At 51.4% G+C, this 23,133-nt stretch carries 19 protein-coding genes and 1 tRNA gene; 5 read left to right on the top strand and 15 right to left on the bottom strand.

Annotation, left to right across the window (positions count from 1 at the left end):
• The first annotated feature begins 76 nt into the window (after window positions 1–76).
• Window positions 77–164, top strand: a tRNA-Ser gene (locus ACZAHD_RS04175).
• A gap of 98 nt (window positions 165–262) precedes the next feature.
• On the opposite strand, the gene ACZAHD_RS04170 is transcribed toward ACZAHD_RS04175, so the two are convergent.
• From ACZAHD_RS04170 to ACZAHD_RS04125, 10 genes are all read right to left on the bottom strand, one after another.
• Window positions 263–1,996 (bottom strand): nitrilase-related carbon-nitrogen hydrolase, encoded by a 1,734-nt coding sequence (locus tag ACZAHD_RS04170; RefSeq protein WP_462455656.1) that lies wholly within the window; start codon window positions 1,994–1,996, stop codon window positions 263–265.
• Between the two features lie 50 nt (window positions 1,997–2,046).
• On the bottom strand, window positions 2,047–2,688 hold the full coding sequence (locus ACZAHD_RS04165) for an ANTAR domain-containing response regulator (RefSeq protein ID WP_032430981.1): 642 nt from the start codon (window positions 2,686–2,688) through the stop codon (window positions 2,047–2,049).
• Entirely contained in the window at window positions 2,672–3,844 is a 1,173-nt protein-coding gene (locus ACZAHD_RS04160) for a transporter substrate-binding domain-containing protein (RefSeq protein WP_462455655.1), read from the bottom strand. The genes ACZAHD_RS04165 and ACZAHD_RS04160 overlap by 17 nt, the downstream gene beginning before the upstream one ends.
• Window positions 3,845–3,939: 95 nt before the next feature.
• Complete coding sequence (locus ACZAHD_RS04155; RefSeq protein WP_023328877.1) at window positions 3,940–4,926, bottom strand: acetamidase/formamidase family protein; 987 nt, start codon at window positions 4,924–4,926, stop codon at window positions 3,940–3,942.
• Between the two features lie 32 nt (window positions 4,927–4,958).
• Window positions 4,959–5,678 (bottom strand): ABC transporter ATP-binding protein, encoded by a 720-nt coding sequence (locus tag ACZAHD_RS04150; protein ID WP_023328876.1) that lies wholly within the window; start codon window positions 5,676–5,678, stop codon window positions 4,959–4,961.
• Window positions 5,675–6,409 (bottom strand): ABC transporter ATP-binding protein, encoded by a 735-nt coding sequence (locus ACZAHD_RS04145; RefSeq protein ID WP_023328875.1) that lies wholly within the window; start codon window positions 6,407–6,409, stop codon window positions 5,675–5,677. The genes ACZAHD_RS04150 and ACZAHD_RS04145 overlap by 4 nt, the downstream gene beginning before the upstream one ends.
• A complete protein-coding gene (locus ACZAHD_RS04140; RefSeq protein ID WP_032738457.1) occupies window positions 6,406–7,467 on the bottom strand; it encodes an ABC transporter permease subunit in 1,062 nt (353 codons plus the stop codon). Before ACZAHD_RS04140 ends, ACZAHD_RS04145 begins: the two co-directional genes overlap by 4 nt.
• A gap of 9 nt (window positions 7,468–7,476) precedes the next feature.
• Window positions 7,477–8,346, bottom strand: a complete 870-nt coding sequence (locus ACZAHD_RS04135) for an ABC transporter permease subunit (protein ID WP_023328873.1) — start codon at window positions 8,344–8,346, stop codon at window positions 7,477–7,479.
• A 96-nt stretch (window positions 8,347–8,442) separates the two neighbouring features.
• Window positions 8,443–9,663 carry an urea ABC transporter substrate-binding protein gene (locus tag ACZAHD_RS04130; protein WP_462455672.1) on the bottom strand — a complete coding sequence of 407 codons (1,221 nt, stop codon included), beginning with the start codon at window positions 9,661–9,663 and terminating at the stop codon, window positions 8,443–8,445.
• Window positions 9,664–10,267: 604 nt separating this feature from the next.
• A complete protein-coding gene (locus ACZAHD_RS04125; RefSeq protein ID WP_462455654.1) occupies window positions 10,268–11,119 on the bottom strand; it encodes a fumarylacetoacetate hydrolase family protein in 852 nt (283 codons plus the stop codon).
• A 671-nt stretch (window positions 11,120–11,790) separates the two neighbouring features.
• On the opposite strand from ACZAHD_RS04125, the gene ACZAHD_RS04120 reads away from it, so the two are divergent.
• The 3 genes from ACZAHD_RS04120 (at window position 11,791) to ACZAHD_RS04110 (ending at window position 16,669) form a co-directional block, all read left to right on the top strand.
• Entirely contained in the window at window positions 11,791–12,405 is a 615-nt protein-coding gene (locus tag ACZAHD_RS04120) for a TetR/AcrR family transcriptional regulator (RefSeq protein WP_462455653.1), read from the top strand.
• Between the two features lie 74 nt (window positions 12,406–12,479).
• Window positions 12,480–13,589: an efflux RND transporter periplasmic adaptor subunit gene (locus ACZAHD_RS04115; protein WP_462455652.1), complete on the top strand. Its 1,110-nt coding sequence runs from the start codon at window positions 12,480–12,482 to the stop codon at window positions 13,587–13,589.
• A complete protein-coding gene (locus ACZAHD_RS04110) occupies window positions 13,586–16,669 on the top strand; it encodes an efflux RND transporter permease subunit (RefSeq protein ID WP_462455651.1) in 3,084 nt (1,027 codons plus the stop codon). The genes ACZAHD_RS04115 and ACZAHD_RS04110 overlap by 4 nt, the downstream gene beginning before the upstream one ends.
• Before the next feature lie 436 nt (window positions 16,670–17,105).
• On the opposite strand, the gene ACZAHD_RS04105 is transcribed toward ACZAHD_RS04110, so the two are convergent.
• From ACZAHD_RS04105 to ACZAHD_RS04090, 4 genes are read right to left on the bottom strand one after another with little or no spacing between them, the layout of a single operon-like run.
• The gene (locus ACZAHD_RS04105) at window positions 17,106–18,026 is read right to left on the bottom strand and encodes an aminotransferase class IV (protein ID WP_462455650.1); all 921 of its coding nucleotides are present in this window, start codon (window positions 18,024–18,026) and stop codon (window positions 17,106–17,108) included.
• A gap of 15 nt (window positions 18,027–18,041) precedes the next feature.
• Window positions 18,042–18,821, bottom strand: a complete 780-nt coding sequence (locus ACZAHD_RS04100; RefSeq protein ID WP_462455649.1) for an amino acid ABC transporter ATP-binding protein — start codon at window positions 18,819–18,821, stop codon at window positions 18,042–18,044.
• 16 nt (window positions 18,822–18,837) lie between these two features.
• A complete protein-coding gene (locus ACZAHD_RS04095; protein WP_462455648.1) occupies window positions 18,838–19,503 on the bottom strand; it encodes an amino acid ABC transporter permease in 666 nt (221 codons plus the stop codon).
• 13 nt (window positions 19,504–19,516) lie between these two features.
• Window positions 19,517–20,188, bottom strand: coding sequence for an amino acid ABC transporter permease (locus ACZAHD_RS04090; RefSeq protein WP_462455647.1), 672 nt, complete (start codon window positions 20,186–20,188; stop codon window positions 19,517–19,519).
• Window positions 20,189–20,330: 142 nt separating this feature from the next.
• Here ACZAHD_RS04090 and ACZAHD_RS04085 point away from each other — a divergent pair, with 142 nt between their 5' ends.
• On the top strand, window positions 20,331–21,740 hold the full coding sequence (locus ACZAHD_RS04085) for an MmgE/PrpD family protein (RefSeq protein WP_462455646.1): 1,410 nt from the start codon (window positions 20,331–20,333) through the stop codon (window positions 21,738–21,740).
• 4 nt (window positions 21,741–21,744) lie between these two features.
• Here ACZAHD_RS04085 and ACZAHD_RS04080 read toward each other — a convergent pair whose 3' ends face one another.
• Window positions 21,745–22,569, bottom strand: coding sequence for a transporter substrate-binding domain-containing protein (locus tag ACZAHD_RS04080; protein ID WP_462455645.1), 825 nt, complete (start codon window positions 22,567–22,569; stop codon window positions 21,745–21,747).
• Between the last annotated feature and the right edge of the window lie 564 nt (window positions 22,570–23,133).

Below are 23,133 nucleotides of genomic sequence, written 5' to 3'. Positions count from 1 at the left end.
TTGTTTATTTTTAAGGCGGTTGAACAAATTCGTGCTTTACAGCCTGAACAGAGGTGTTTATAGTGCGCCCCATACCGGAAGCGTGGCCGAGCGGTTGAAGGCACCGGTCTTGAAAACCGGCGACCCGAAAGGGTTCTAGAGTTCGAATCTCTACGCTTCCGCCAAATCTAAACCCCAGACTAGTTAATAGTCTGGGGTTTTTTCATTGCTTCTCATCAGTGATGAAGGGCGCAATTATTAACCCGGGTTGTAACGAAAAGGCTTAATACAGCAGCGGTTTATAGTGATGGGGTTGGCGCATGGCAACCAGATCTTTACGCCGTACCACATTGGTTGGATAAGGGCTGTCAGCAAGAGAGCGTGTGTCGACGATTTGTGTTGTGACCAGCGTTTCCTGCCAAAGCAGCCGTTCTTGCCGTGGAAAAGTGAAGGTTTCTGGCCCGAAAATTCCGCTAAATCCTCCCGCCCCATCTATACCATCAAGTGCATTAGCAAAAACCAGATAAAGATTGTTTTCTCCCGCACGGGTTCTGAATAAGTGCCAATGCAGCGGATCGGCCCCTGTTGGGATAGGGAAATTCTGTGTCACAGAGCTGCCCGCGTGGGCGGCGGTAAATCCTGCCGAAAGCGCAGCAGAACACGCAATAATATCGCATCCCATTAAAGCGAGAATTCGTGCTGATTCGGGAAACAGGGCATCGTGACCTGACAACAATCCAATTCTGCCAAGCGCGGTATCAAACACTCGCCAGTGTTCTCCCGCGCTGGCCCATTTTTGGCTTTCCTGCGAAAGATGGATTTGCCTGTAACTGCCGATTATCCCTTCTGGCCCAAACAGCATCTGTGCAATGTAGTTTTTATCATGTTGCTTTTCTGCCATTCCGACCACAAGGTAGACTCTGAGCTGTATAGCCAGGCGAGCCAGCGTCTGCACTGCCGGGCTTTCTAACGTTTGAGCATGAGCCGCATTATCGTAATGACCTGTCAAGGCTAATTCAGGGAAGACGATCAGCTCGCTACCTTGCTCCAAAACAGCTTCTTTTGTCATGGCGATTATCGCCGCCAGATTATCTTCAACTTGCTCACCGGGAGATAACTGCGCCACGGTGATACGGCTCTGTTTGCCTGGGGGGAGTGGCTGATGTCCATACAGCCCAAAGAAATCCTGCGGGTTCCATAAAAAACAGTCGCTTAATAGTAAGTGATAATGATCAGGACGGCGTTGATAAAAAACCGGCTCCCCTAATACCTGGCGCTGGCGGCTACGGTTGATATCTATTTCGGCATACGCTATCCCATTACCGTTATCGACCACTGCGGCAATGTTGCCATCAGGCTCAATAATACAACTACCGCCGCTAAACTGAACTCCGCGTTCTAGTCCCCAGCGGTTACTCTCCAGCAGATAACAACCGTTTTCCATTGCCCGGCTAATCCAGTAGGGCGCGGGGGTGCGTTCTGCCAACCAGTTGCTGATGTGACAAATGACGTCAACGCCGTCCAGGGCCAGCAAGCGGGCTGTTTCAGGGAAGTGAATATCCATGCAAACCAGCATACCAATGCGTCCTAGCGGAGTATCGAAGACTTGATGTCCAGGATCGCCCGCCGCAGCCCATTTGGGTTCTGAAATATAGGGGTGGGTTTTACGATGGCAACCGATAACACCCTCAGGCCCAATTAATACGGCGCTGTTGTAATACAGCGATGTATCGGGGTCGATTTCAGGCATTCCCAAAACGATATAGCATTGATAACGTTGCGCTAACTCAGCAAAAAGTGCTGTACTCTCGCCAGGGACGGTTTCTACCATCGGCGCAATCTCCTGCCGGTCAAACCAACAGTATCCCGTTGTTGCCATTTCCGGGGTTGTAATCAAGCGCGCACCTTTCTGTGCCGCCTGTTCAACCAATATAAGTAATTGACGTAAATTGGCTTCTTTGGCAAACATTAAGGGTTCGAATTGAATTGCGGCTGCAAGATAAGGGGCTATCGGCATGATGATCCTCACGATTAATAAATGCGATGTTCAGGGAGCCCAGGTAAGGCTTACTTCATTTTTCCGGATGCTGGCGCCCCGGGCGTAGTCCAGGAGAAAATGTCATTGGCCTGTATTAACGAACATGAGATCTCTTCGACAGTAATACGTTTGTCCATAGCCTGATGGCGCAGAATCTCATAAGCCTGTTCTTCGCCAATGCTGTGCATTCTCATCAGGATGGCTTTAGCTTCACTAACCTGACGGATACCGAGCATTTTTTTCTCCAGTCGTTCTATTCGATCGCTCATCTGCCGTTGTTGTTGAGCATGGTGCAAAGCAAACACCATCGCAGAGAGTAAGCCTGAAGAGCGAATTGGAGTTGTTATCGTGGCTCCCGCACCCATGCTGATGGTTTGATCGATAAACGTTGGATTTTCATAGGCGATAACCGCGATAAGGACATGTTTACTCAGATTAAGCCACGACACGTCTGGTTCTGGGTTATCTGACTGTAATGCATAGAAAATCAGGTCCGTATCAGCGGGAAGTCGTTCAGGAATAGGCCAGAAGGCCTGAACCTTAAATCCCATACGGCGTAAATGATTAGTGAGTGTTGCACCGTCATCATCATCGGGGTGTAACACTACGCAACGAATCCCCCGACTCAGTAATATGGCTGTTGTGCTAAGTCTGCTATCGTGAGGGCGCATATGGATACCCCACAGTTGTTAGCTTCGTTACCCAATCGCCCTGAATCTGATTGGTCATATAGGGATCGGGATCGACAATACGGCGAGACTCCTGGACAATCGTAAATTGCCCATTTTCATTTGCCATACCAATGCGCGGATATAGCCCGGTATGCTGATTAAGCTGATCAATACGAATACGCCCCTGGGGAGCATCAAACTGGCTACCCCTCAGTGCGGTTGATAACGGGTAGATATGATCACTGCCACACTCGGCCATGGCTTTTGCAAAAAGGTGTACCTGGCTGTACGTGGCCTCCCAATTCATGTCCGTACTCATTTCCGGTCCGAATTGCTTACGGAATTGTTTGAGTGCGGATTGATTTGCCTTGGTGTTAATACTTTGAAAATAGGGGGCGGAAGTAAAATGCCCCTTTGCGGCCTCCGCGCCCATAATGGCAATCTCAGTTTCTGAGGTATTTAAGCTACCAATAGGCATACGCGCAGGATCTAAACCTGCAGCCTTATAAGCCTGATACAGGAAAGGAACGGTCTGCCCGACAACAGTGCTGAAAATAAAATCTGGCTGCTTTTTCATGACCTCATCAATAATAGGTAGAAAAGCTTCATAGGGCGCATTCAAATCAAGATAACGCTCACCAATAACTGCTCCGTCATGCCGTTGCAGAATTAATTCCTGCATGTTGCGGTTACATTCGTAGGGATAAATATAACGGGAACCAATCAAATAAACCCGTGCCCCAAACTGAGCCGCGAGGTAGTCAGCCAGCTGTACACAATTCTGATTAGGCGCGGCACCGCCATAGAAAATATTTTCTGAAAACTCAAAGCCCTCATACAGTTGCGAATAAAACAGCAACCGACGATATTTTTCAACAATCGGTGACATCGCTTTTCGGCTGCTGGAGGTATAGCCGCCAAAAATCACATTTACTTCATGTTCGGTAATTAATTCCTCGGCCATGGCACGAAACAGTACATCGTCAGATTGCGGATCCAAATGAATTGCATTGAGTGGTCTGCCGTTGATGCCGCCATTTTGATTAATTTCGGCAATAGCCTGGGTTGCTCCGCGCCATTGTGACAACTCTTGTGCCGCCGTCACTCCGCTGAAGGAGTAAAGTAAACCAATATTGATGGGTGTATCTGGCCCCATATGCACCTGCTTTAGCTGTTAAAAATAGCGATTGTTTGAACTTACATATTACCCCGATCTACATCGGGGTAATATTCACCGGTTAGTTATTCCTACTAAACTAACAGGTTTTTGTTCAGCATCGCGCCAACGGTGTATTTGGGGTCGACCATGTTGCCCAGCCGCACTTTGCCGCATTGACTCAGAAGCATGTAGGCATCCCATTGTTCGAAGCCAAAGTCTTCTACCAGCCAGTAAATTAAGTCGCGATATGCAATTCGCGTCGCATCCTCCAGCGGACGTGCACTGCCAATACTCATAATATTTTCGGCATTCTCCATTCGTGGCCAGGAAAGCTGCCAGTTCTTGATCAAATCGACTTTGATGGTGGTGATTGAGGCAAACTCTACTGCGGTCCCGCAAATCTCACCATCACCCTGACAAGCATGGGCATCACCAATAAACAGGCGGCCTCCAGGCGCACGTACCGGCAGATAGGTAATACTCCCTGGTCCTATATCCGGCACATCCATATTCCCGCCGTGATTGTCTGGCGTCAGTGAATTGATTGAGTCAATTTCTGGCGATACGCTCAAGGTGCCAATATGGGGTTTATAGGGAAGTGTATGGCGTTTGCTCCAGTAGACCTTTTCACTGTCGAGTTTAATCATGCGCACCTTTTCTGGCAGCGGATCATTGAGCATGGCCGTCAGGTCGGTCCCGGTCAGTCCGCCAAAATGCGGAATCATGGCGCAGATGCCGTAGGGATCAACGCCGCGGGGCAACATGGATTCGATATAGACAGCGAGCACATCACCTTTCTCCGCGCCATTGACCATGATCGGTCCGTTTTGTGGGTTGAGAAAGGGCATTTTGAGCAACTGGCTCGGAATATCCTGTTCCGAATTGATAGCACCTTCAAAAGCATCTCGAGTGTCGACAATAATCCGGTCACCGGGTTCGATGGTCAGGACGGGTGTGGAATAAGGGCCAATGGTGTAATGAAACTCTTTTTGCATTTCTTCCGTCAGGTGATGCGTTACCGGTTTACGCCCGGCACCAACACCGCGTTTGGCCATAATGGATTCTTCCAACCATTTCATATGTTATTCTCCACGTAATTTATAGCGTTTGGTTACAGAGCCAGATGACGACGCATTAAAAGATCATCAGAGAGCTGTTGTTGGGTCAGCGTTTCTACAACCAGGCCTTTATCCATTACCGCACAGCGCTGTGCGGCCCGCTGGATCATCGCAATATCCTGCTCGACCAGGATCACGGCCACATGGAGTTCTCGGGCGATGCGTACCAGGGTATCGGCAATGATATTGACGATAGAAGGTTGGACACCTTCGGACGGTTCATCCAGCAGCAGGACCTTTGGTGAGCCCACCAGGGCTCTGGCAATCGCCAATTGCTGTTGCTCACCGCCACTCATAGTTCCGGCTTTTTGCTTGAGCCTTTGCCGCAATATGGGGAAGTAATCCAGTACCCGATCCAGCATCTCTTTTGCAAATTCGCGATGTTCACGGACAAATTGCATTCCGACTTGCAGATTCTCCGACACGGTCAGCCCGGTAAAAACTTCACGCCCTTGCGGGACGTAGCCAATGCCTAAACGAGCGCGGCGCTGCGGTGAGGCCTGAGTAATATCAATTTCGCCCAATAAAATTTGGCCTTGCTTTGCCGGAACAACGCCAATTAATGTGCGCATCAATGTGGTTTTGCCTACGCCATTGCGGCCAATCAAACCCAATACCTCGGCTGCATGTAGTTGCAGTGTTACGCCATTGAGAACTTGCCCACCGCCATAGCCACCGGCCAGCTCCTGCATTTGTAAAACAACGTTAGTCATACGGTTTTCCCCAAATAGATGTCTGCTACATCCTCGCGAGCCAGCACTTCGCCAGCATTGCCGTCTGCAAAAACTTTCCCTCCATGAAGGACCGTGACCTGTGAAGCAATTTGCCGGACAAATGTCATATCATGCTCCACCACCAGTAATGTCAGACCGTCATTTTGCATTTGCTTAATTAACTCGCCAGTCAGGTAGGTTTCATCAATTGACAAGCCTGCGACTGGCTCATCGAGCATGAGTAACGTTGGTTGCAGCGACACCGCCATAGCAATTTCTAGCCACTGTTTTTTGCCGTGGGATAGATTAGCCGCGAGTTGACGACATTCAGCGGTAAGCTTAAAACGCTCTAATAACTCATCCACACTGACTGCCTGTGAGCGAACTTCCGGGCGTAAATGGCTGAGAGATAATTGCAAATGTTGCGCAACTGTCAGTTCAGGAAAGATCCCGGGAATTTGAAACTTAATGCTCATTCCCATTTGAATACGCTGAAAAGGCGCTAAGGTATTTATCCGCTGATTGAAAAAGTGGATATCTCCATTACTGGGTACATGCTCGCCAGTGAGTAATTTGAAAAAGGTACTTTTGCCGGCACCATTTGGGCCAATAACACATCGCACTTCGCCACGACGTATTTGTAAATCAACTTGATTGATAACTTGAGCACCACCGAAGTGTTTGCTTAATCCCCGTGTTTTGAGGATCGGTTCCTGCGAGACCTGATTCATAGCGAGTCCTCCTTTTTCCGGCGTGAGGAGAGCAAGCGGGTGATGCTCTCAGCCAGCCAGGATAAAAGTCCGTTGGGCGCCGCTAATACCACTAACAGCAAGATGGCGCCCAGTAGAATCAAGGCATATTCGCTGCCATAAACAGCTAACCATTGGGATAGCCACACCAGGATGGCCGTAATGATCACCGTGCCAAAAATGTTTTTCCGCCCAGCGGTGGCAACCCAGATGACCGGCATTGCAGCGGCGGATAAACCCATTGATGACGGGGTAATATATGATCCCCACAGGGTATAAAGTGCTCCGGACAGGCCAGAAAGTACGCCTCCCAGCACAAACACCAGTAATTGGTAACGGCGGATATCAATGCCGAGCATCTCTGCCCGATGAGGATTTTCACGAATTGAGGCCAACGTCAGGCCAAAATTGGAGCGTAACAACGTCCTCACCCCCCAATAAACACCCGCGAGCAGCAAGATAATCAGGTAATAAAAGCCGTTGTCTTCCAGTGGCAAGTCACCGTTAACCCATGGTATGGACAAGGGGGGCATCCCTGACATACCGTTGAAACCATTCAAACGCGCACTGCCGATAGCCCATTGTGGACCTGCAGTTTGTGACATAAAGGTTTCCAGGACCAGAGTGCAGGACAGGGTTACGATACCAACAAAAATACCGGTTACCCCGCCGTAAAACATCAGGTAACCCAGTGCCGCAGCCGCTGCAGCGGCAAGCAGCAATGCGACAATTAAACCGGACCAGGTAGAGAGCACGCCAGCGCCGAAGTTTAATGTCATCACACCATAGGCGTAACCCGCCAGACCAAAGAACGCCGTTTGGCCGAAAGATAAAATACCGCCATGTCCCCACATCGCTGCTAATCCGATGGCGCCGAAGGTCCAGAGAAGAAAGTAGGAAAAGTCACCGATCGTGGTGCTATCGACCACTAACGGTAGCATGAGAGCACCAGCTAAAATTAACAATGTCGCCAGCCAGCTCGAGGATTGTCTGTGTTTCTTCATACCATTCGCCGATAAATTAAGAGAGGTTGTTGTCACATTCAGCTCCTAGCGGTTACGGGTAAACAGGCTGCCAACACCATTCGGTAGTACGCGAATAACCAGTACGGCGGTGACCAGTAAGCCAATTTGGCCAGCAAGTTGCCCATACCAGGAATTTAACCCGGTCTGTATTGCGCCCAGGGCAATTGCGGCAGGAATAGTGCCAACCAAGACATTTGCGCCGCCCACGACGACCGAAACAAAGGCCTGGATAATAAAGCTGCTCCCCATGGTAGGGACGGCAGTCAACGTCGGGGCATAAATAGCCCCGGCCAGCCCGGCCAATCCAGCACCCAGCGCGAAAGTTAAGGTATAAATACGGTCAGTTTCTAACCCCAGGCAGGAGGCCATACGGGCATTTTGAATAGTCGCTCTGGCACAGACTCCGTAGTTGGTGTGGAAAAACAGCCAATAGAGCATCATTAATATAGCGATGGCGAAGAAAGGCAGCAGTGCACGGTAAGTCGCAAAAGAATATTCGCCGAGAGTGAAAGAGCCGAAAGGTGTTGAGAGCCCTTCCAGTGATGGACCGGCGATGAGTAACATGCTTTGTTGCACAATCAGGCTAATAGCCCAGGTTGCGACTACTGAGTCATACAGACGCCCATAAAGATGGCGCACGATGAGACGCTCGATGACTCCGCCGAAGAATGCCGCGGCTAATGTACCGCACAGCATGGCGAACGGAAGCGGCAAACCCGATTTGTTCATCAGTATGGTGACATAGGCACCGCACATAATGAATTCACCGTGTGCCAGATTTATCACCCCCATCATGCCGAAGATAACCGCCAGCCCCAATGCTGCCAGCACCAGATAAGCGAAGTTATCGCCAAACTGATAAATCACTGAGTAAATAAAAGAAAGCGCTAACATCGTTGGCAATCCCCGGTGTCCTGATTGACACGATTTAAAATGGATATAACAGGGAAGTTCCCGGTACTCGAGCACTTCCCTGGCACGTGGTTTGATTTACGATTTTTTAGGTGGTGATGATGGGGTGTACTGGCTGTGGTCCGGTTTTACCGGCAAATTACAGCCAGCGTCTCCTAGCCAGTAAGGTTTGATATTTTCCCATACCTTAGGTATCTCGACAGAATGATCATCTTTTACATGGGCCAGATAGATGGTATGGCTCAAATGGTGACTTTTGGGATCAATACATACTTTTCCGGACGGTCCATCAGTACAGATATCACCACTTTCCAGCGATTTACGAACAGCATCCATATTAGTCGTGCCGGCTTTCTCTACTGCCGCTTTGTAAAGATAAACCGCATCATAAGCATTAGCCGCTTCCTGATTGATGTAGGGTTCATTCGGGAATTTGGCATGGAAGCGTTGTTTGAAGTCATTACTGGCCGGGCTGTCTACTTCTTCTATGTAATTAGTCGTGACATACATGTCTTTCAGCGCCGGGGCTTTAAAGCGTTTATGCTCATAAGCCTGGCCAACGTTGACGGAGCTCGCCATTGGTAAATTTAGTTTTGCCGCCGCTTGTTGCTCATAATAGGAAGATTGGTTCGCCCCAACCAATAATGTCATCACAAAATCGGGCTTGGCTTTCTGGATATTTTGAATCGTTTGACCAAATTGCGAGACGCTCAGTGGGATAAACTCTTCACCCACCATGGTACCACCATTTTCTTTCACAATTTTGCGGACCCATTCGGCCGATATTTGCCCGAAATTATAATCGGCAGCAATGGTATAAACTTTTTTACCATACTTCGCCATCATCCATGGAATTAATGTAGAAAATTGTTGTTCAGGAACCGCGCCAGTGACGAAAACATTAGAGTCACACACGCCACCTTCATACTGATTGTTATACCAGTAAAGCTGTTTTTCACGATCCATAATCGGCCGGATAGCCTCACGCGAGGCGCTGGAAAATGCCCCAAAAATCACATCCACTTTATCGTTTTTAATCAGACGACGGGCCATTTGTTGAAAACGTGTGTTGTCGGATTGTGTATCGTATTGTATTAAATCAATTTTTCTCCCGAGTATTCCGCCTTTGGCATTAATCTCGTCTATTGCAAGCTCAGTCGCATGAATTTTAGGAATAACCGGTAAAGCAAAATTACCTGAAGCATCTTCCAGTAAACCAATTTTTATTGGTTGTTCTGCCGCGGTTGCCATTCCTGAAGTGGTTACGGTAAATACAGTAGCAATTGCGATTGATAGCATGCTGTAATGACATTTTATTCTGGACATAAGTACCCCTGGTTCAGTTAATAGATAGACCTGAAAAAAAGCCAAAAAAAAAGCCCAGCAAAGTCAAATGACATTGCGAGGGCTCTATTGCCATAACCACAAGCCGACAACGTTGGCGTTCTTGCGGAGAAGTCAGCATCACTATAGGAATTATTTCTGAGCATTGTCAACTAGTAATTTCTAATAAAAATAAAAGTGGCGTCTGGAAAGTATTGCACTAACTCGGGGCAGGCAGTTGCACAACAATGGCCCATGAGAACACGCGTGCTAACTGTGCATATATCATAGGGAAACAGCTATATTATCGCGCGAAGATTTGAGAGATTAACAATAAAGGGTTAATAAATTGCACCAATAAGGTATTTAACACCCATTGGGAGTCTGGCTATAATTATTGCTGCTAAAATGGATACCACCTATAACTGGACTGACCCCACCTCAGCAGGCATTCTCTGTCCTCACGACGAGGTCAGTTTAAAGTCCTCCGGACTGACGCCGCCGGGATGAGTGTGGCGCCGGGCCCGGTTGTAGAAGACGTCAATGTAAACGAAGATATCGGCCTGGGGCACCTCCCATATTAGCGAATGGGAGTCTGTTCTGTTACCAGTGGGTTCTGATATCCCAGTTTCTCAATATGGATACGGATTCGGTCACCCGCCTTTAGCCAGACAGGCACCGGCTTCATGCCTAAACCCACTCCGGCAGGGGTACCCGTAGCAATGAGATCGCCGGGCTTTAACGTCATATAATGGCTAACATAAGAGACGATTTCTGCTACGGAGAAAATCATCTGACGGGTGTTGCTCTGCTGACGTTTTTCACCATTAACTTCCAGCCAGATATCTAATTCATGTGGATTTCCAACTTCATCGGGCGTGACGATATAGGGACCAACAGGGCCAAATGTATCGCAGCTTTTCGCTTTATCCCATTGAGATGACTGAAACTGAAAACCCCGGTCTGAGACATCATTAACAATGGAATAGCCAGCGACATAACCTAAAGCGTTTTCAATGCTAACCTGCTTTGCCTCACGGCCAATCACTATCCCCAGTTCTGCTTCCCAGTCCAGTTTTGTCGAATGAGGAGGAATAACAATGTCATCGTCTGGACCATTCAGACAACTCGGTGCTTTAAAAAAAACAACGGGTTCATCGGGGACAGGAAGATCTGCTTCACGAGCATGATCGAGATAGTTCAAACCTATTGCGACAAATTTAGAGACTGTTTTAATCGGTGTCCCAAGTCGATGATTCCCTGTTACCACTGGAAAGCGGGAAATCTCCTCCTCAGTCATCATTGCCAGTATTGAGGGCAGTGTTTCTGGTGTTATATCCTCCACGATCTCAGATAAATCACGTAATACGTTGTTTGTATCGACTATGCCTGGTTTTTCCAGACCAACATCACCATAACGACATAATTTCATATAGCACCTCTTTAGTTTCTCAGAGTGGGTAACGATAGATGACCCAGAGGAATTCAACTTTTCCTCACCGCCGAGAACATGGGAATGCGGTTTAGACGGGAAGCGGGAAAAGAGAGCTGTTTATCTGGGCCAACAGAGAAGGTGATAGGCCAGACAATACGTTTATCCCTCACCAGAGGGGTAATATCCCTTTCAACTGATCTCACTGATATACCGTTATTTTCGGCATCACTGAGATAGATATTACTGTGCAAATACGCTTACTCGTGAGCAACTCTATACAGCTAACCAATGAATAGCTTCCCGGCCCAGAATGATTCCTGCCGAGGGAACTTCTCTGGTATGGATAGATGGCAATGTATTACCTTACTGTTTGTACACATGGATTAAAAGCGGACGTCATTGCTGTGCGGCATTCACTTCTCCCATTGCGATAAGCGTTGCATGGGGATATTCGGTGCTTTTACTGGCAGAGTTGTTTGTCTGGTACCATTTTGATACTGGCGCATCCGCAGTCGATCCGACAGCACCTTCCACGCTAAAAAGATGCTCTGTGTACCAGCAGTCAATACGAGGATAACATGGCGACCCTGGAATAAGCTGAGATTTGTGACTAAATTACAAAATGGTCACATGTTGTCAATCGAAGACTATCACTCTAAGCTAAAAAAATGACTAAAAATATGAACATCCCATCATCACGTGGTCCGCTTGATCACAGCGTGCGAGAGCAAATTGTCGAAGCTGCTTTTGCGCATTTTGGCCATTACGGCTACGAAAAAACCACCGTAGCAGAACTTGCTAAATCTATAGGTTTTTCAAAATCCTACATATATAAGTTTTTTGACTCTAAACAGGCGATAGGCGAGGTGATCTGCGCTAACCGCCTGGAGATGATCATGGAGGCCGTGAATTCAGCACTGGTCGATGCGCCGTCAGCCAGTGAAAAAATACGCCGTCTTTTCCGGGCGCTCACCGAGGCGGGGAGCGAACTCTTTTTCCACGATCGCAAGCTTTACGATATTGCCGCTGTGGCTGCACGGGATAAGTGGCCTTCAACGGAAAAGTATACCCAACATCTGGTAAAGCTGATTGAGAGCATTCTTGTTGAAGGCAGGAAGGCCGGGGAGTTTGAAAGAAAAACACCGCTGGACGAGGCAACGCATGCGGTATATCTGGTGATGTGTCCTTTCGTTAATCCCGTCCAGCTGCAGTATAACCTTGAAGCGGCTCCGACAGCAGCGGTACTTCTCTCCTCACTGATTTTAAGAAGCCTGGCCCCCTGATTAGTGACCATTGACTTTATTGGTCACTGGTCTGAGAATGCGGATACCATCCTGATAATTCACTAAAGGTTCCCATGCTCAGGCCTAATTCAGCCCGCTTTGCCGTTTGCCTCCTGCCGTTCATCCTGGGGGCCTGCGGTGACAATTCCACGAATGACGATCCGCGCACGTGGCCGCCGCTTGTCAGAACCGCGTCCGTTGAACCCGCGAGCAACACTTCTCGTACCTTTACCGGTGTGGTTGTTGCAAGAACGCAAAGCGATCTTGGTTTCAGGGTGCAGGGCAAGATCCTTGAACGCTATGTTGATACAGGCCAGACCGTTAAACGTGGTCAGCCACTGATGCGACTGGACCCTGTTGATCTGAAGTTGCAGGCACAGGCTCAGCAACAAGCCGTTGACGCAGCCAGGGCGCGTGCAAGAAAGGCCATCAGCGATGAGGCGCGCTATCGTGGCCTCGTTGCCTCCGGCGCCGTATCCGCATCCGAGTATGATCAGATTAAAGCGGCGGCCGATTCTGCTAAAGCGGAGCTCAGCGCCGCCCAGGCTCAGGCAAACGTGGCGCAAAACGCGACGAGCTATGCCCTGCTGCTGGCCGATTCCGACGGTGTGGTAATGGAGACACTCGGCGAACCCGGTCAGGTGGTCAGTGCCGGTCAGGCGGTGATCCGGATGGCGAGAGCGGGGCAGCGCGAGGCGCTGGTACAGCTACCAGAGACGTTGCGTCCCGCCATCGGTAGCGAGGCTCAGGCTACGCGTTATGGCAACGAAACACAGCCTGTCGTCGCCAGGCTGCGACTGCTGTCCGATTCGGCTGATGCTGCTACCCGAACCTTTGAGGCGCGGTACGTGCTGGAAGGCCTGCTGGCGAGCGCGCCGTTGGGGGCGACCGTGATGTTGCAAATCCAAAAAAATAGCGGGGAACCCCCAGTGATGCAGGTTCCGCTGGCTGCACTTTACGATGCGGGCAAAGGACCCGGTATCTGGCGAATTTCTGCGTCGCCAACAAAAGTCGTCTGGCAGCCCGTAAAGGTGCTTAGCGTGGGTGAGGAAACGGTGCAGGTAACGGGCGATGTGCAACCGGGCGAGAAGATTGTGGCGCTAGGGGCGCATCTGCTGCATGAAGGCGAAGCTGTCCGACTGGCAGAACAACGCGATGCTGCCCCGACGGGAAGCAAACCATGAGCGAAAAACGGTTCAATTTGTCAGCGCTGGCGGTGCGCGAGCGCTCGATCACCCTGTTTTTGATTATTCTGGTTACGATTGCCGGTATTTATTCGTTTTTTGGCCTTGGGCGAGCGGAAGATCCGCCCTTTACGGTCAAGCAGATGACCATTATCAGCGTCTGGCCCGGAGCGACGGCGCAGGAAATCCAGGATCAGGTTGCCGAGCCGCTGGAAAAACGCCTGCAGGAGCTCAGATGGTATGACCGTACGGAAACCTATACCCGCCCCGGCATGGCATTTATCACGCTCTCATTACAGGACAGTACGCCGCCATCTCAGGTGCAGGAAGAGTTCTATCAGGCGCGCAAAAAGCTTGGGGATGAAGCCAAAAATCTCCCCGCCGGCGTGCTGGGGCCGATGATAAATGATGAATTCTCTGACGTGACGTTTGCTCTCTTTGCGCTGAAAGCGAAAGGGGAGCCGCAGCGCCTGTTAGTTCGTGATGCCGAAAGATTGCGCCAGCAGCTCCTGCACGTCCCTGGCGTGAAGAAAGTGAATATTATTGGCGAGCAGGCTGAACGGATTTATATCTCCTTCTCACACCAGCGTCTGGCTACGATGGGCCTCTCTCCGCAGGATATTTTCAATGCGCTTAACAGCCAGAACGTACTAACCCCGGCAGGTTCCATTGAGACGCGCGGTGCGCAAATTTTTATCCGCCTCGATGGCGCTTTCAATGAATTGCAGAAGATCCGCGATACGCCATTTGTCGCTCAGGGCAAAACGCTCAAGCTGTCCGACGTGGCAACGGTTGAACGAGGTTATGAAGACCCTCCCACTCTGCAGATCCGTAACCAGTATGAACCGGCGCTGCTGCTCGGTATTGTCATGCGTGAGGGCTGGAATGGCCTGGCGTTAGGTAAAGCGCTGGATGGCGAAGTGGCAAACATCAATGCCAATATGCCGTTGGGGATGACCCTGACGAAAGTCACCGATCAGTCGGTGAATATCAGCGCGTCGGTCGACGAATTTATGCTCAAATTTTTCGCCGCCCTGCTGGTCGTGATGCTGGTGTGTTTTGTCAGCATGGGGTGGCGTGTGGGCGTCGTGGTCGCGGCGGCGGTCCCCCTGACGCTGGCGATTGTTTTCGTGGTGATGGAAGCCTCCGGTATCCACTTTGACCGCGTCACCCTGGGCTCGCTGATTCTTGCTCTGGGCCTGTTAGTCGATGATGCGATTATCGCCATCGAAATGATGGTGGTGAAAATGGAAGAGGGCTACGACAGAATTAAAGCTTCGGCCTACGCCTGGAGCCATACCGCCGCGCCAATGCTGGCAGGAACTCTGGTGACGGCCATTGGCTTTATGCCGAATGGGTTTGCGCAATCTACCGCCGGGGAATACACCAGTAATATGTTCTGGATTGTCGGCCTCGCGCTGATCGCCTCGTGGCTGGTCGCCGTTGTTTTCACACCGTATCTGGGCGTGAAGATGCTACCGGATATTACCCAAGTGGAAGGCGGCCATACCGCTATCTATGATACGCCGCGCTACAACCGCTTCCGTCGTATGCTGACCCGCGTTATCACAAGGAAATGGGCGGTGGCCGGTTCTGTCGTCGCTCTCTTCGTTCTGGCCGTCCTCGGAATGGGGCTGGTGAAAAAACAATTTTTCCCCACCTCTGACCGGCCGGAAGTTCTGGTCGAGGTGCAGATGCCCTACGGTACCTCTATTGGCCAGACCAGCGCAGCAGCGGAAAAAATAGAGGCGTGGCTGAAAAAACAGTCGGAAGCGAAAATTGTGACCGCCTACATTGGCCAGGGTTCACCGCGTTTTTATCTGGCGATGGCGCCCGAGCTACCCGACCCGTCGTTTGCAAAGATCGTGGTGTTGACGGGCAGTCAGGAATCACGCGATGCGCTCAAACGCCGACTCCGGGAAGCGGTGGCCAACGGACTGGCGCCTGAAGCGCGCGTTCGCGTGACGCAGCTGGTGTTTGGCCCATATTCACCTTTCCCGGTCGCATGGCGAGTCATGGGACCGGATACCAATAAATTGCGCGATATCGCAGATAAGGTTAAGGCCGTACTGCAGGCAAGCCCGATGATGAGGACCGTCAACACCGACTGGGGGACGAAGGTACCCGCTTTACATTTCACCCTCGATCAGGACCGTCTGCAGGCAACCGGTTTAACCTCCAGTGCCGTGGCCCAGCAGCTCCAGTTCCTGTTATCAGGTATTCCCATTACCTCGGTACGGGAAGATATTCGCTCGGTTCAGGTGACGGGGCGCGCTGCCGGTGATATCCGTCTGGATCCGGCGAAAATTGCGGGTTTGACCCTGATGGGCAACGTGGGACAGCGCATTCCTCTGGCTCAAATCGGGGAGATTGAGGTCAGAATGGAAGAGCCGATACTGCGCCGTCGCGATCGGACGCCGACGATGACCGTACGGGGTGATATTGCCGACAATCTTCAGCCACCGGACGTTTCTGCCTCCCTCATGAAGCAGCTACAGCCGATTGTTGATTCGCTTCCCCCCGGATACCGCATCGAAATGGCGGGATCGATTGAGGAATCGGGCAAAGCCACTCAGGCGATGGTGCCGTTGTTCCCCATTATGATCGCTCTGACGCTGCTGATCATCATTCTGCAGGTACGTTCAATGTCGGCCATGGTGATGGTCTTTCTTACCGCTCCGCTGGGGCTGATCGGCGTGGTTCCCGGGCTGCTGCTTTTCCATCAGCCGTTTGGCATCAACGCTCTTGTCGGGTTGATCGCGCTTTCGGGCATCCTTATGCGTAATACGCTGATTCTTATCGGCCAAATTCATCATAACGCGCGGGAAGGTCTCGATCCGTACCATGCGGTGATAGAAGCTACGGTACAGCGGGCAAGACCCGTGTTACTGACGGCAATGGCCGCTGTGCTGGCGTTTATTCCCCTGACCCATTCGGTGTTCTGGGGGACCCTTGCTTATACGCTGATTGGCGGAACGTTAGGGGGCACCATCATGACGCTTGTCTTCTTACCGGCGATGTATGCGATCTGGTTCCGGATCCATCCTGAGGTTCAGCCCCATTCGGAACAACAGATATAAGCGGTAATGCGCTTTGCATCGTGAGCGGTATGGATAAAGTGGGGCAGAGTTCCCCCCCGAACAGGGGGGGATGTTTGTGTGATGGACGTCATAAAATAACGCCCGGTTATTGTGATGTTATTTGCACTCAATGGATTTGTATTTGAATCAACCCGTTCTATCTCTACGGGTTTTTTTCTTCCCGCCAGAACTGAGCTGCGACCGGCTGCATAACAGACGAATTCAATGGTAGAAAACAGCACAGAATCCATACGCATTTCAGCCAAAGAGCAGATGTCGGGATTGTTTACCCTGCGCTATAGATTAACTGGCCTGCATTAACATACTGAATATTTCGCCTCCCGCGCATGAAAAGTCAAATAACTCATTTGGATGTCAGCGCGGGGCCAGTAGTTTAAGCGATCAAACTTCTTGTCAATACACTGACAGCAGGCGGTTACTCCGCCTGCTGTAAATAGTTTCGATACCAGCCGCTGATTTGTTGGGTGACGGGATTTTCACCGAGGTTGAAGTGTCTGCCGTCGAGCCTGCTCACGGGGGTGATGCCTGCCAACGTCCCGGAGACAAAAGCTTCATCCGCAGTTAATGCCTCGGCGAGGGTAAAGGATTTTTCTTGAACGCCGAGACCCTGGCGACGTGCCAGTGACAAAATGGTATGGCGGGTAATACCGTTAAAGCAGTACAGGCCGTTTGAGGTCCACAACTCGCCCTGGCGCACGATAAAAAAGTTGGTGGAATTACAGCTGGCGACAAAACCATGCGGGTCCAGCATCAGCGCTTCATCTGCACCAGCATCCAGCGCCTGCAATAATGCCTGAATCAAATTCAGACGGCTGTGGGAATTAAGACGCAGATCGAAGACATCCGGCGTGCTGGTACGATAGGTCGAGGTGAACAGCGCAAGGCCGCGCCGTTTGGCCTGTTCATCAACAACCTTATATTCCGCCACGCAGACGATAGTGGCGCCGCCGAGGATAAAGCGCGGGTCCTGATTTGGCGTGCGTTTTTTGCCGCGGGTGATCATAAGCCGCAGATGGGCGCCGTCTGTCATACCGTTTATCTGTAGCGTACTGTACATAATATCGGTCAGTTCCTCACGGCTATGGCCGATATTGAGCTGAATAGCGGCCGCTCCGGCAAACAGGCGATCGAGGTGCGCCTGAAGAGCGATCAGCTTGCCATTCACCATCCGTAGCCCCTCCCAGACACCATCGCCGCAGACATAGCCGGAATCGAAAACGGAAACCTTAGCGCGATCGCGGTGAACGAATTCGCCGTTGATGTACACCTGCACATTATCGTTACGCGTATCCTGCAGGTATGCCTGACTGCTTTGACTGGAGAGAGGTAAACTCATTGTGTGTCCTTGCGGTTAAAATGCCCTTTCAGCGAAACGGGAAAGGAAGACCTGGGTACGCGGTTGGCGCGGATGGCGCAGCACCTCTTCTGCGGTGCCCATTTCATGAATCATGCCGTTTTCGATAAAAATCACCCGATCGGCGAAATGCCATGCAAAACCCAGCTCATGAGTGACCAGCAGCAGCGTCCTCCCCTCGTCAGCCAGTTCGCGTATGGTATGCAGAACTTCACCCACCAACTCAGGATCGAGAGACGAGGTGGGCTCGTCGAACAGCATAATCTCTGGCGCCATAGCCAGGGCTCGAGCAATCGCGACGCGCTGCTGCTGACCTCCTGACAGGCTGCCGGGCCAGGCCTGATGTTTATGGCCTAGCCCCACTTTTTCCAGCTGGGCGTGGGCAATGCGCATTGCCTCTTCGCGGCGCATTTTTTTCACCGATATCAGGGCTTCGCTGACATTTCCCAGCACCGTCAGATGTGGGAAGAGATTAAATTGCTGAAACACCATTCCCACGCGCTGGCGAACGTCGCTCAGCTGTTTTTCGCTATAGCGCCGCTGACCGCGGCTGTCGGTTTTCCCGAGAATAACCCCATCCAGTTCTACTGTGCCGTCGCTAGGTATTTCCATAAAATTCAGACAGCGCAGCAGGGTGCTCTTACCGGATCCGCTGCCGCCAATGATGGCGATTTTCTCGCCCGCATAGACATCTAAATCGATGCCTTGTAATACGCTCTGTTCGCCGAAGCGTTTGTGCAGGGCGCGTATCCGCATAACGACTTTTTTCTCAGACATGGCCTCTCTCATCATATTAAGGGTGTGGACGGTAGCGGCGCTCCAGACGTGCTGCCAGGTAACTTCCAGGCCAAATCAGCACAAAATAGAGCAGGGCGACGACGGTTAAAATTTCAACCGGCCGATAGTAAGTGCTGCTTAGCAGCCGACCCTGATACATCAGTTCGTTAACCGTGAGGATGGAGGCCAGGGATGTCACTTTCGCCAGCTCAATCATTCGATTTGTCAGGGCTGGCAACATGCGGTGAAAAACCTGCGGCAGGATAATACGCCGCAGCATCACTCCCTGCTGCATACCTAATGCTTTCGCACCTTCCCATTGCCCGCGTTCGATGGACTGTAACCCGGCACGAAAAATCTCGGTGCTGTAGGCGGCGGTATACAGGGTTAAGGCCAGCACGGCGGCGCCAAAGGTGGAAAACTGAATGCCCACCAACACCGGAAAGGCGTAGTAGAACCAGATTAACTGAATAAGCACCGGCGTATTACGGAAGATCTCCACAAAGGCGCTGGTAAGGGGATAAAAATAGCGCGGGCCGCGGGCGCGGACGATGCCGACGGCAAGCCCGACCAGTGTGCCGATAATGCCCGCCAGCAGCCATAGCTCCAGCGTAACGCCCAGTCCCTTCAGCAGCACCGGCAAGTTTTGCCAGACAAGGGAAAAATCCCACTGATAATGCATGGTTATTTTCTCGCTAACGTGAGTCAGAGACGGCAAGGCGTCGTTCAACCAACTGGCTGCTCTGGCTGATAATCAACAGCAGGGTGAAGTACATCACCGCAATCAGCGAATACACTTCTAATGGACGATAGGTCTGGCTGTTGATTTGCATCGCCTGATACAGCAGTTCACTGTACGCCAGAGACGAGGCGAGGGCGGTGGATTTGAGCAGTTCGAAAGAGCGCTCAAGGAAAGGAGGAATCATTCTGCGCAGCGCCTGAGGGAAAATGACCCGGCGCAGCGCAGTGGTGCGCGACATCCCCAATGCCTTCGCGCCTTCCCATTGTCCGGCGTCGATCGACTGGATGCCGCCGCGGTAAACTTCGGCATAAAACGCGGCCGACTGTGCGGATAGCGCCAGAACCGCCGCAGCAAACGGGGAGAGCGTCAGCGGGCTGATGACTGGCAAAGCGTAATAGATCCAGAAGAAGTGGACGATAGCAGGAGTATTACGATAAAAGCCGATCAGTATCAGCGCCGGAATACGCAAAAGTTTTAGCGGTGAGGCCTTCATCAGTGCCAGCACAATACCGGCCAGCATGCCAACTAAAATACTGGTGACGCCGATCTGGATGGTACCCCACAGCCCCTCCAGCAACAACATGCGATATGGCCAGATGGCGGCAAAATCCCATTGATACGACATAGTTCTGTAACCCCTGGAAAACGCAAAACGATTGTTATGGTTTTAGAACGACATCATCTTAGCAGTAGCGAAATATGATAATTAAATAATAAAAACTATTGCTACTATCTCTTTTGGTTATAAATATTCACGTGAGAAAGCAATGCCAAATTCGGATTCCCTAACCGCCACGCTGGCCCGTTTTGCTGTTGAATTAAGCCCGAATGCGATACCGGCGCAGGTGAAAACCAGGATCGCTTTGCATTTTATCGATAGCCTGGGCTGCGGCATTGCTGGCTGCGATGACAGCGTACTGCGTAAAAGCGCGCGGGTTATTCGCAGCCAGTACGCGGCCGGCAGGAGTGTGGTGCTTGACGGTGGAACTTCACTCTCCGCCAGCGGCGCCGCGTTCCTCAACGCTGCTGCGATAAACGCGCTGGATTATGATGATGGTTTTGAAGTCGCCGGACGGGGAATGGGGCATCCTGGTGCCACGCTGGTGGCCGGGGCGCTGGCCGCGGTGGGCCAAGGGGGACCGGTCAGCGGCGTGGCGTTGCTGACTGCTCTGGTGGCTGCCTGGGAAATCAACAGCCGCGTGATTATCTCGCAGCAGCCGAGTCCCGAAAGGTTTCAGCAAGTGTACGGCGTGTGCCTGCACCAATCGCTGGGGGCGGCGGTGGCGTATGGTTTGCTGCGTGGCTGTGATGCCACGGGGCTGGAAAACAGCCTGGGACTGGCCGCCTCGTTAACCCCTTTGCCCACGTTGCATAAATACAACTGGCGGACCCGTCCACTGGTTTCGTTTAAGGATTACAACGCGCCAGCGGCAGAGGCCGGCGTACGTGCGGTGGAGCTACACCTCGCGGGGATAGTGGGGCCGCGCGATATACTCGACGGCGAGCAGGGGTTCTGGCGGATGTCTGGCTCAGATCGTTTTCAGCCAGAACAGCTGACAGATGATCTGGCGACGCACTGGCAGCTCAGGCACGCCAGTTTCAAAGACTATCCGGTATGCCGCTGGATGCATACGGCGCTGGCGTCGTTTGAGCGTCTGCTGGAGTGTATCTCGTCGCCGGAGTCGATTGAGCGGATACGCGTTTATGGCAGTTTCACCCTGGCGCGCTTTTTCGCCGACGCACGTCCTGTCAGCAATACCGATGCGCAGTTCAGCCTGCCGTTGGCGATAGCCTGCCTGGCGTTGAAAATCGCCCGTCATCAGTGGAGCAGCGATGAGACGCGCAGCGCAGCGCCAGTCCTTGCCTTTGCTGACCGGGTTGAAATTATCGCCGATCAGAGCTTTGAGCAGTTGATGCTGCAGCATCGCCGTCCTGCTGCGCGTGTGGAAATTGAGATACAGGGAAGGGGGATAGTCGGAGAGCGTATCGACTTCCCGCCGGGGTGCGCGGAAAATCCGCTGCCGGAACAGCGGATCGTTGATAAATGCGTGGCCAATCTGTCATCACGTCTCAGCGCTACGCAGGCGGAGCGGCTGATTGACCTTCTGCGGGATATGGAGGGTTGCCCGGACATCGGCGCGGCCATCGCGCCGCTTCTGCCTGCGTCAATGGCTTAGTTGCTTACTTCCACTCTTCCTTAATCACCGAGGGCACTTTGCTGACATCGACACCGCGTAGCTTAAGGGCTTGTTCATAAAACTGTTTGCTTTGGCCCGACTGGTAAATTTTGGCAAACTCTTCATTCAGGAAATTGCGGAAGCGGGGATCGCTCTCTTTGCGCAGTGCGCCGCCGGTGCTGATGGCAATAATGGGTTTTGGCAGAATCAGGTTGCCTTTGCGAACTTTTGCCTGCTGTAGCGCCAGCGCAGGATGTACATAGGAGAGGGCGTCGACACGTCCGGCGTAGAAGGCTGCGACGCCTTCATCCATATTGGTAAAACGCACCAGCTGCACTTTGGGTAATTTTTTGGTCAGGATCAGGTCCGGGCTGCTGCCGAGCGTGACGCCAATCTTAATATCAGGGCGATTGAGATCTTCCCAGTTGTCGGCTTTCACTCCATCACGGATCAGAACCCCCTGCGCATACCAGAGGAAGGGGCGATCGGAAAAGTCCGCGGCTTTGCGGCGTTCATCGGTGGGGTCCAGTACCAGCATGGTATCAATCTGTCCAGCCTGTAGCGCTGCGACAGCATTTCCCCAGGTGGTTTCCACCGGCACCAGTTTTACACCTAAATCTTTTGCCAGCACTTTACCCACGTTATAGCCAATGCCATTCCACTGACCGGTGGTGGGATCTTTGAAATACCACGGTTCACCCTGCGCGACCCCGATGCGCAGTTCGCCCGATTGTTTAATATGATCCCAGGTGGACTCTTCGGCATGGCTGAAAAAAGGCGCGGCGGCTATCACAAGAGCCATCAGTAATGGATGAAATTTTTTTTGCATATTTTTATCCTGATGAGAAACTTATATCTGAAAAAAGTATTACGCGAACACGATAACGGACTTTGTGATAAGTGCATTATTATTTTTTGGTTTATCTCATGCACTAATGTTATTTATTGATGCGTATCTTGATTAGCTTAAGTCATGGAGCATTACACATATTACGCATATCTTAATGCGCTATTGTGCTAAGGTATTTTATTTCAGTTGGCCGAATATAAAAAACCTGCCAGGTTTGTGGCAATAATTTCCGGCGGTGTTAAAAATATCTTCTGTAACAAGTGGTTAGCTCATTGATGACTGAGGGGGTTTGCAGCGATCAGGTGCACTTAGCGTAAGAGGTGAGTCGCCATGCGCAGTGGGTGAGTCCATTCAGTAATCACGACGCTTAATCAGTGATGACGTTTAATTAAGATACTGTAAGCAGCAACATCAATGGGAAGGTATTCTCAACCGGCCAACCCATAAAACAGTGGCACTCATTTTCCGGATGAGCACTTGCCCGCCAGAGAATTCTATCGCCAGATCGCTTGCGGCATGTCTGACGATATATGGTGGGGGCAA

This window comes from Raoultella sp. (assembly GCF_039594335.1).
Lineage (GTDB): Bacteria > Pseudomonadota > Gammaproteobacteria > Enterobacterales > Enterobacteriaceae > Klebsiella.
The sequence above is the reverse complement of the archived record's forward strand: the minus strand, read 5'-3'. Positions and strand labels throughout refer to the sequence as shown.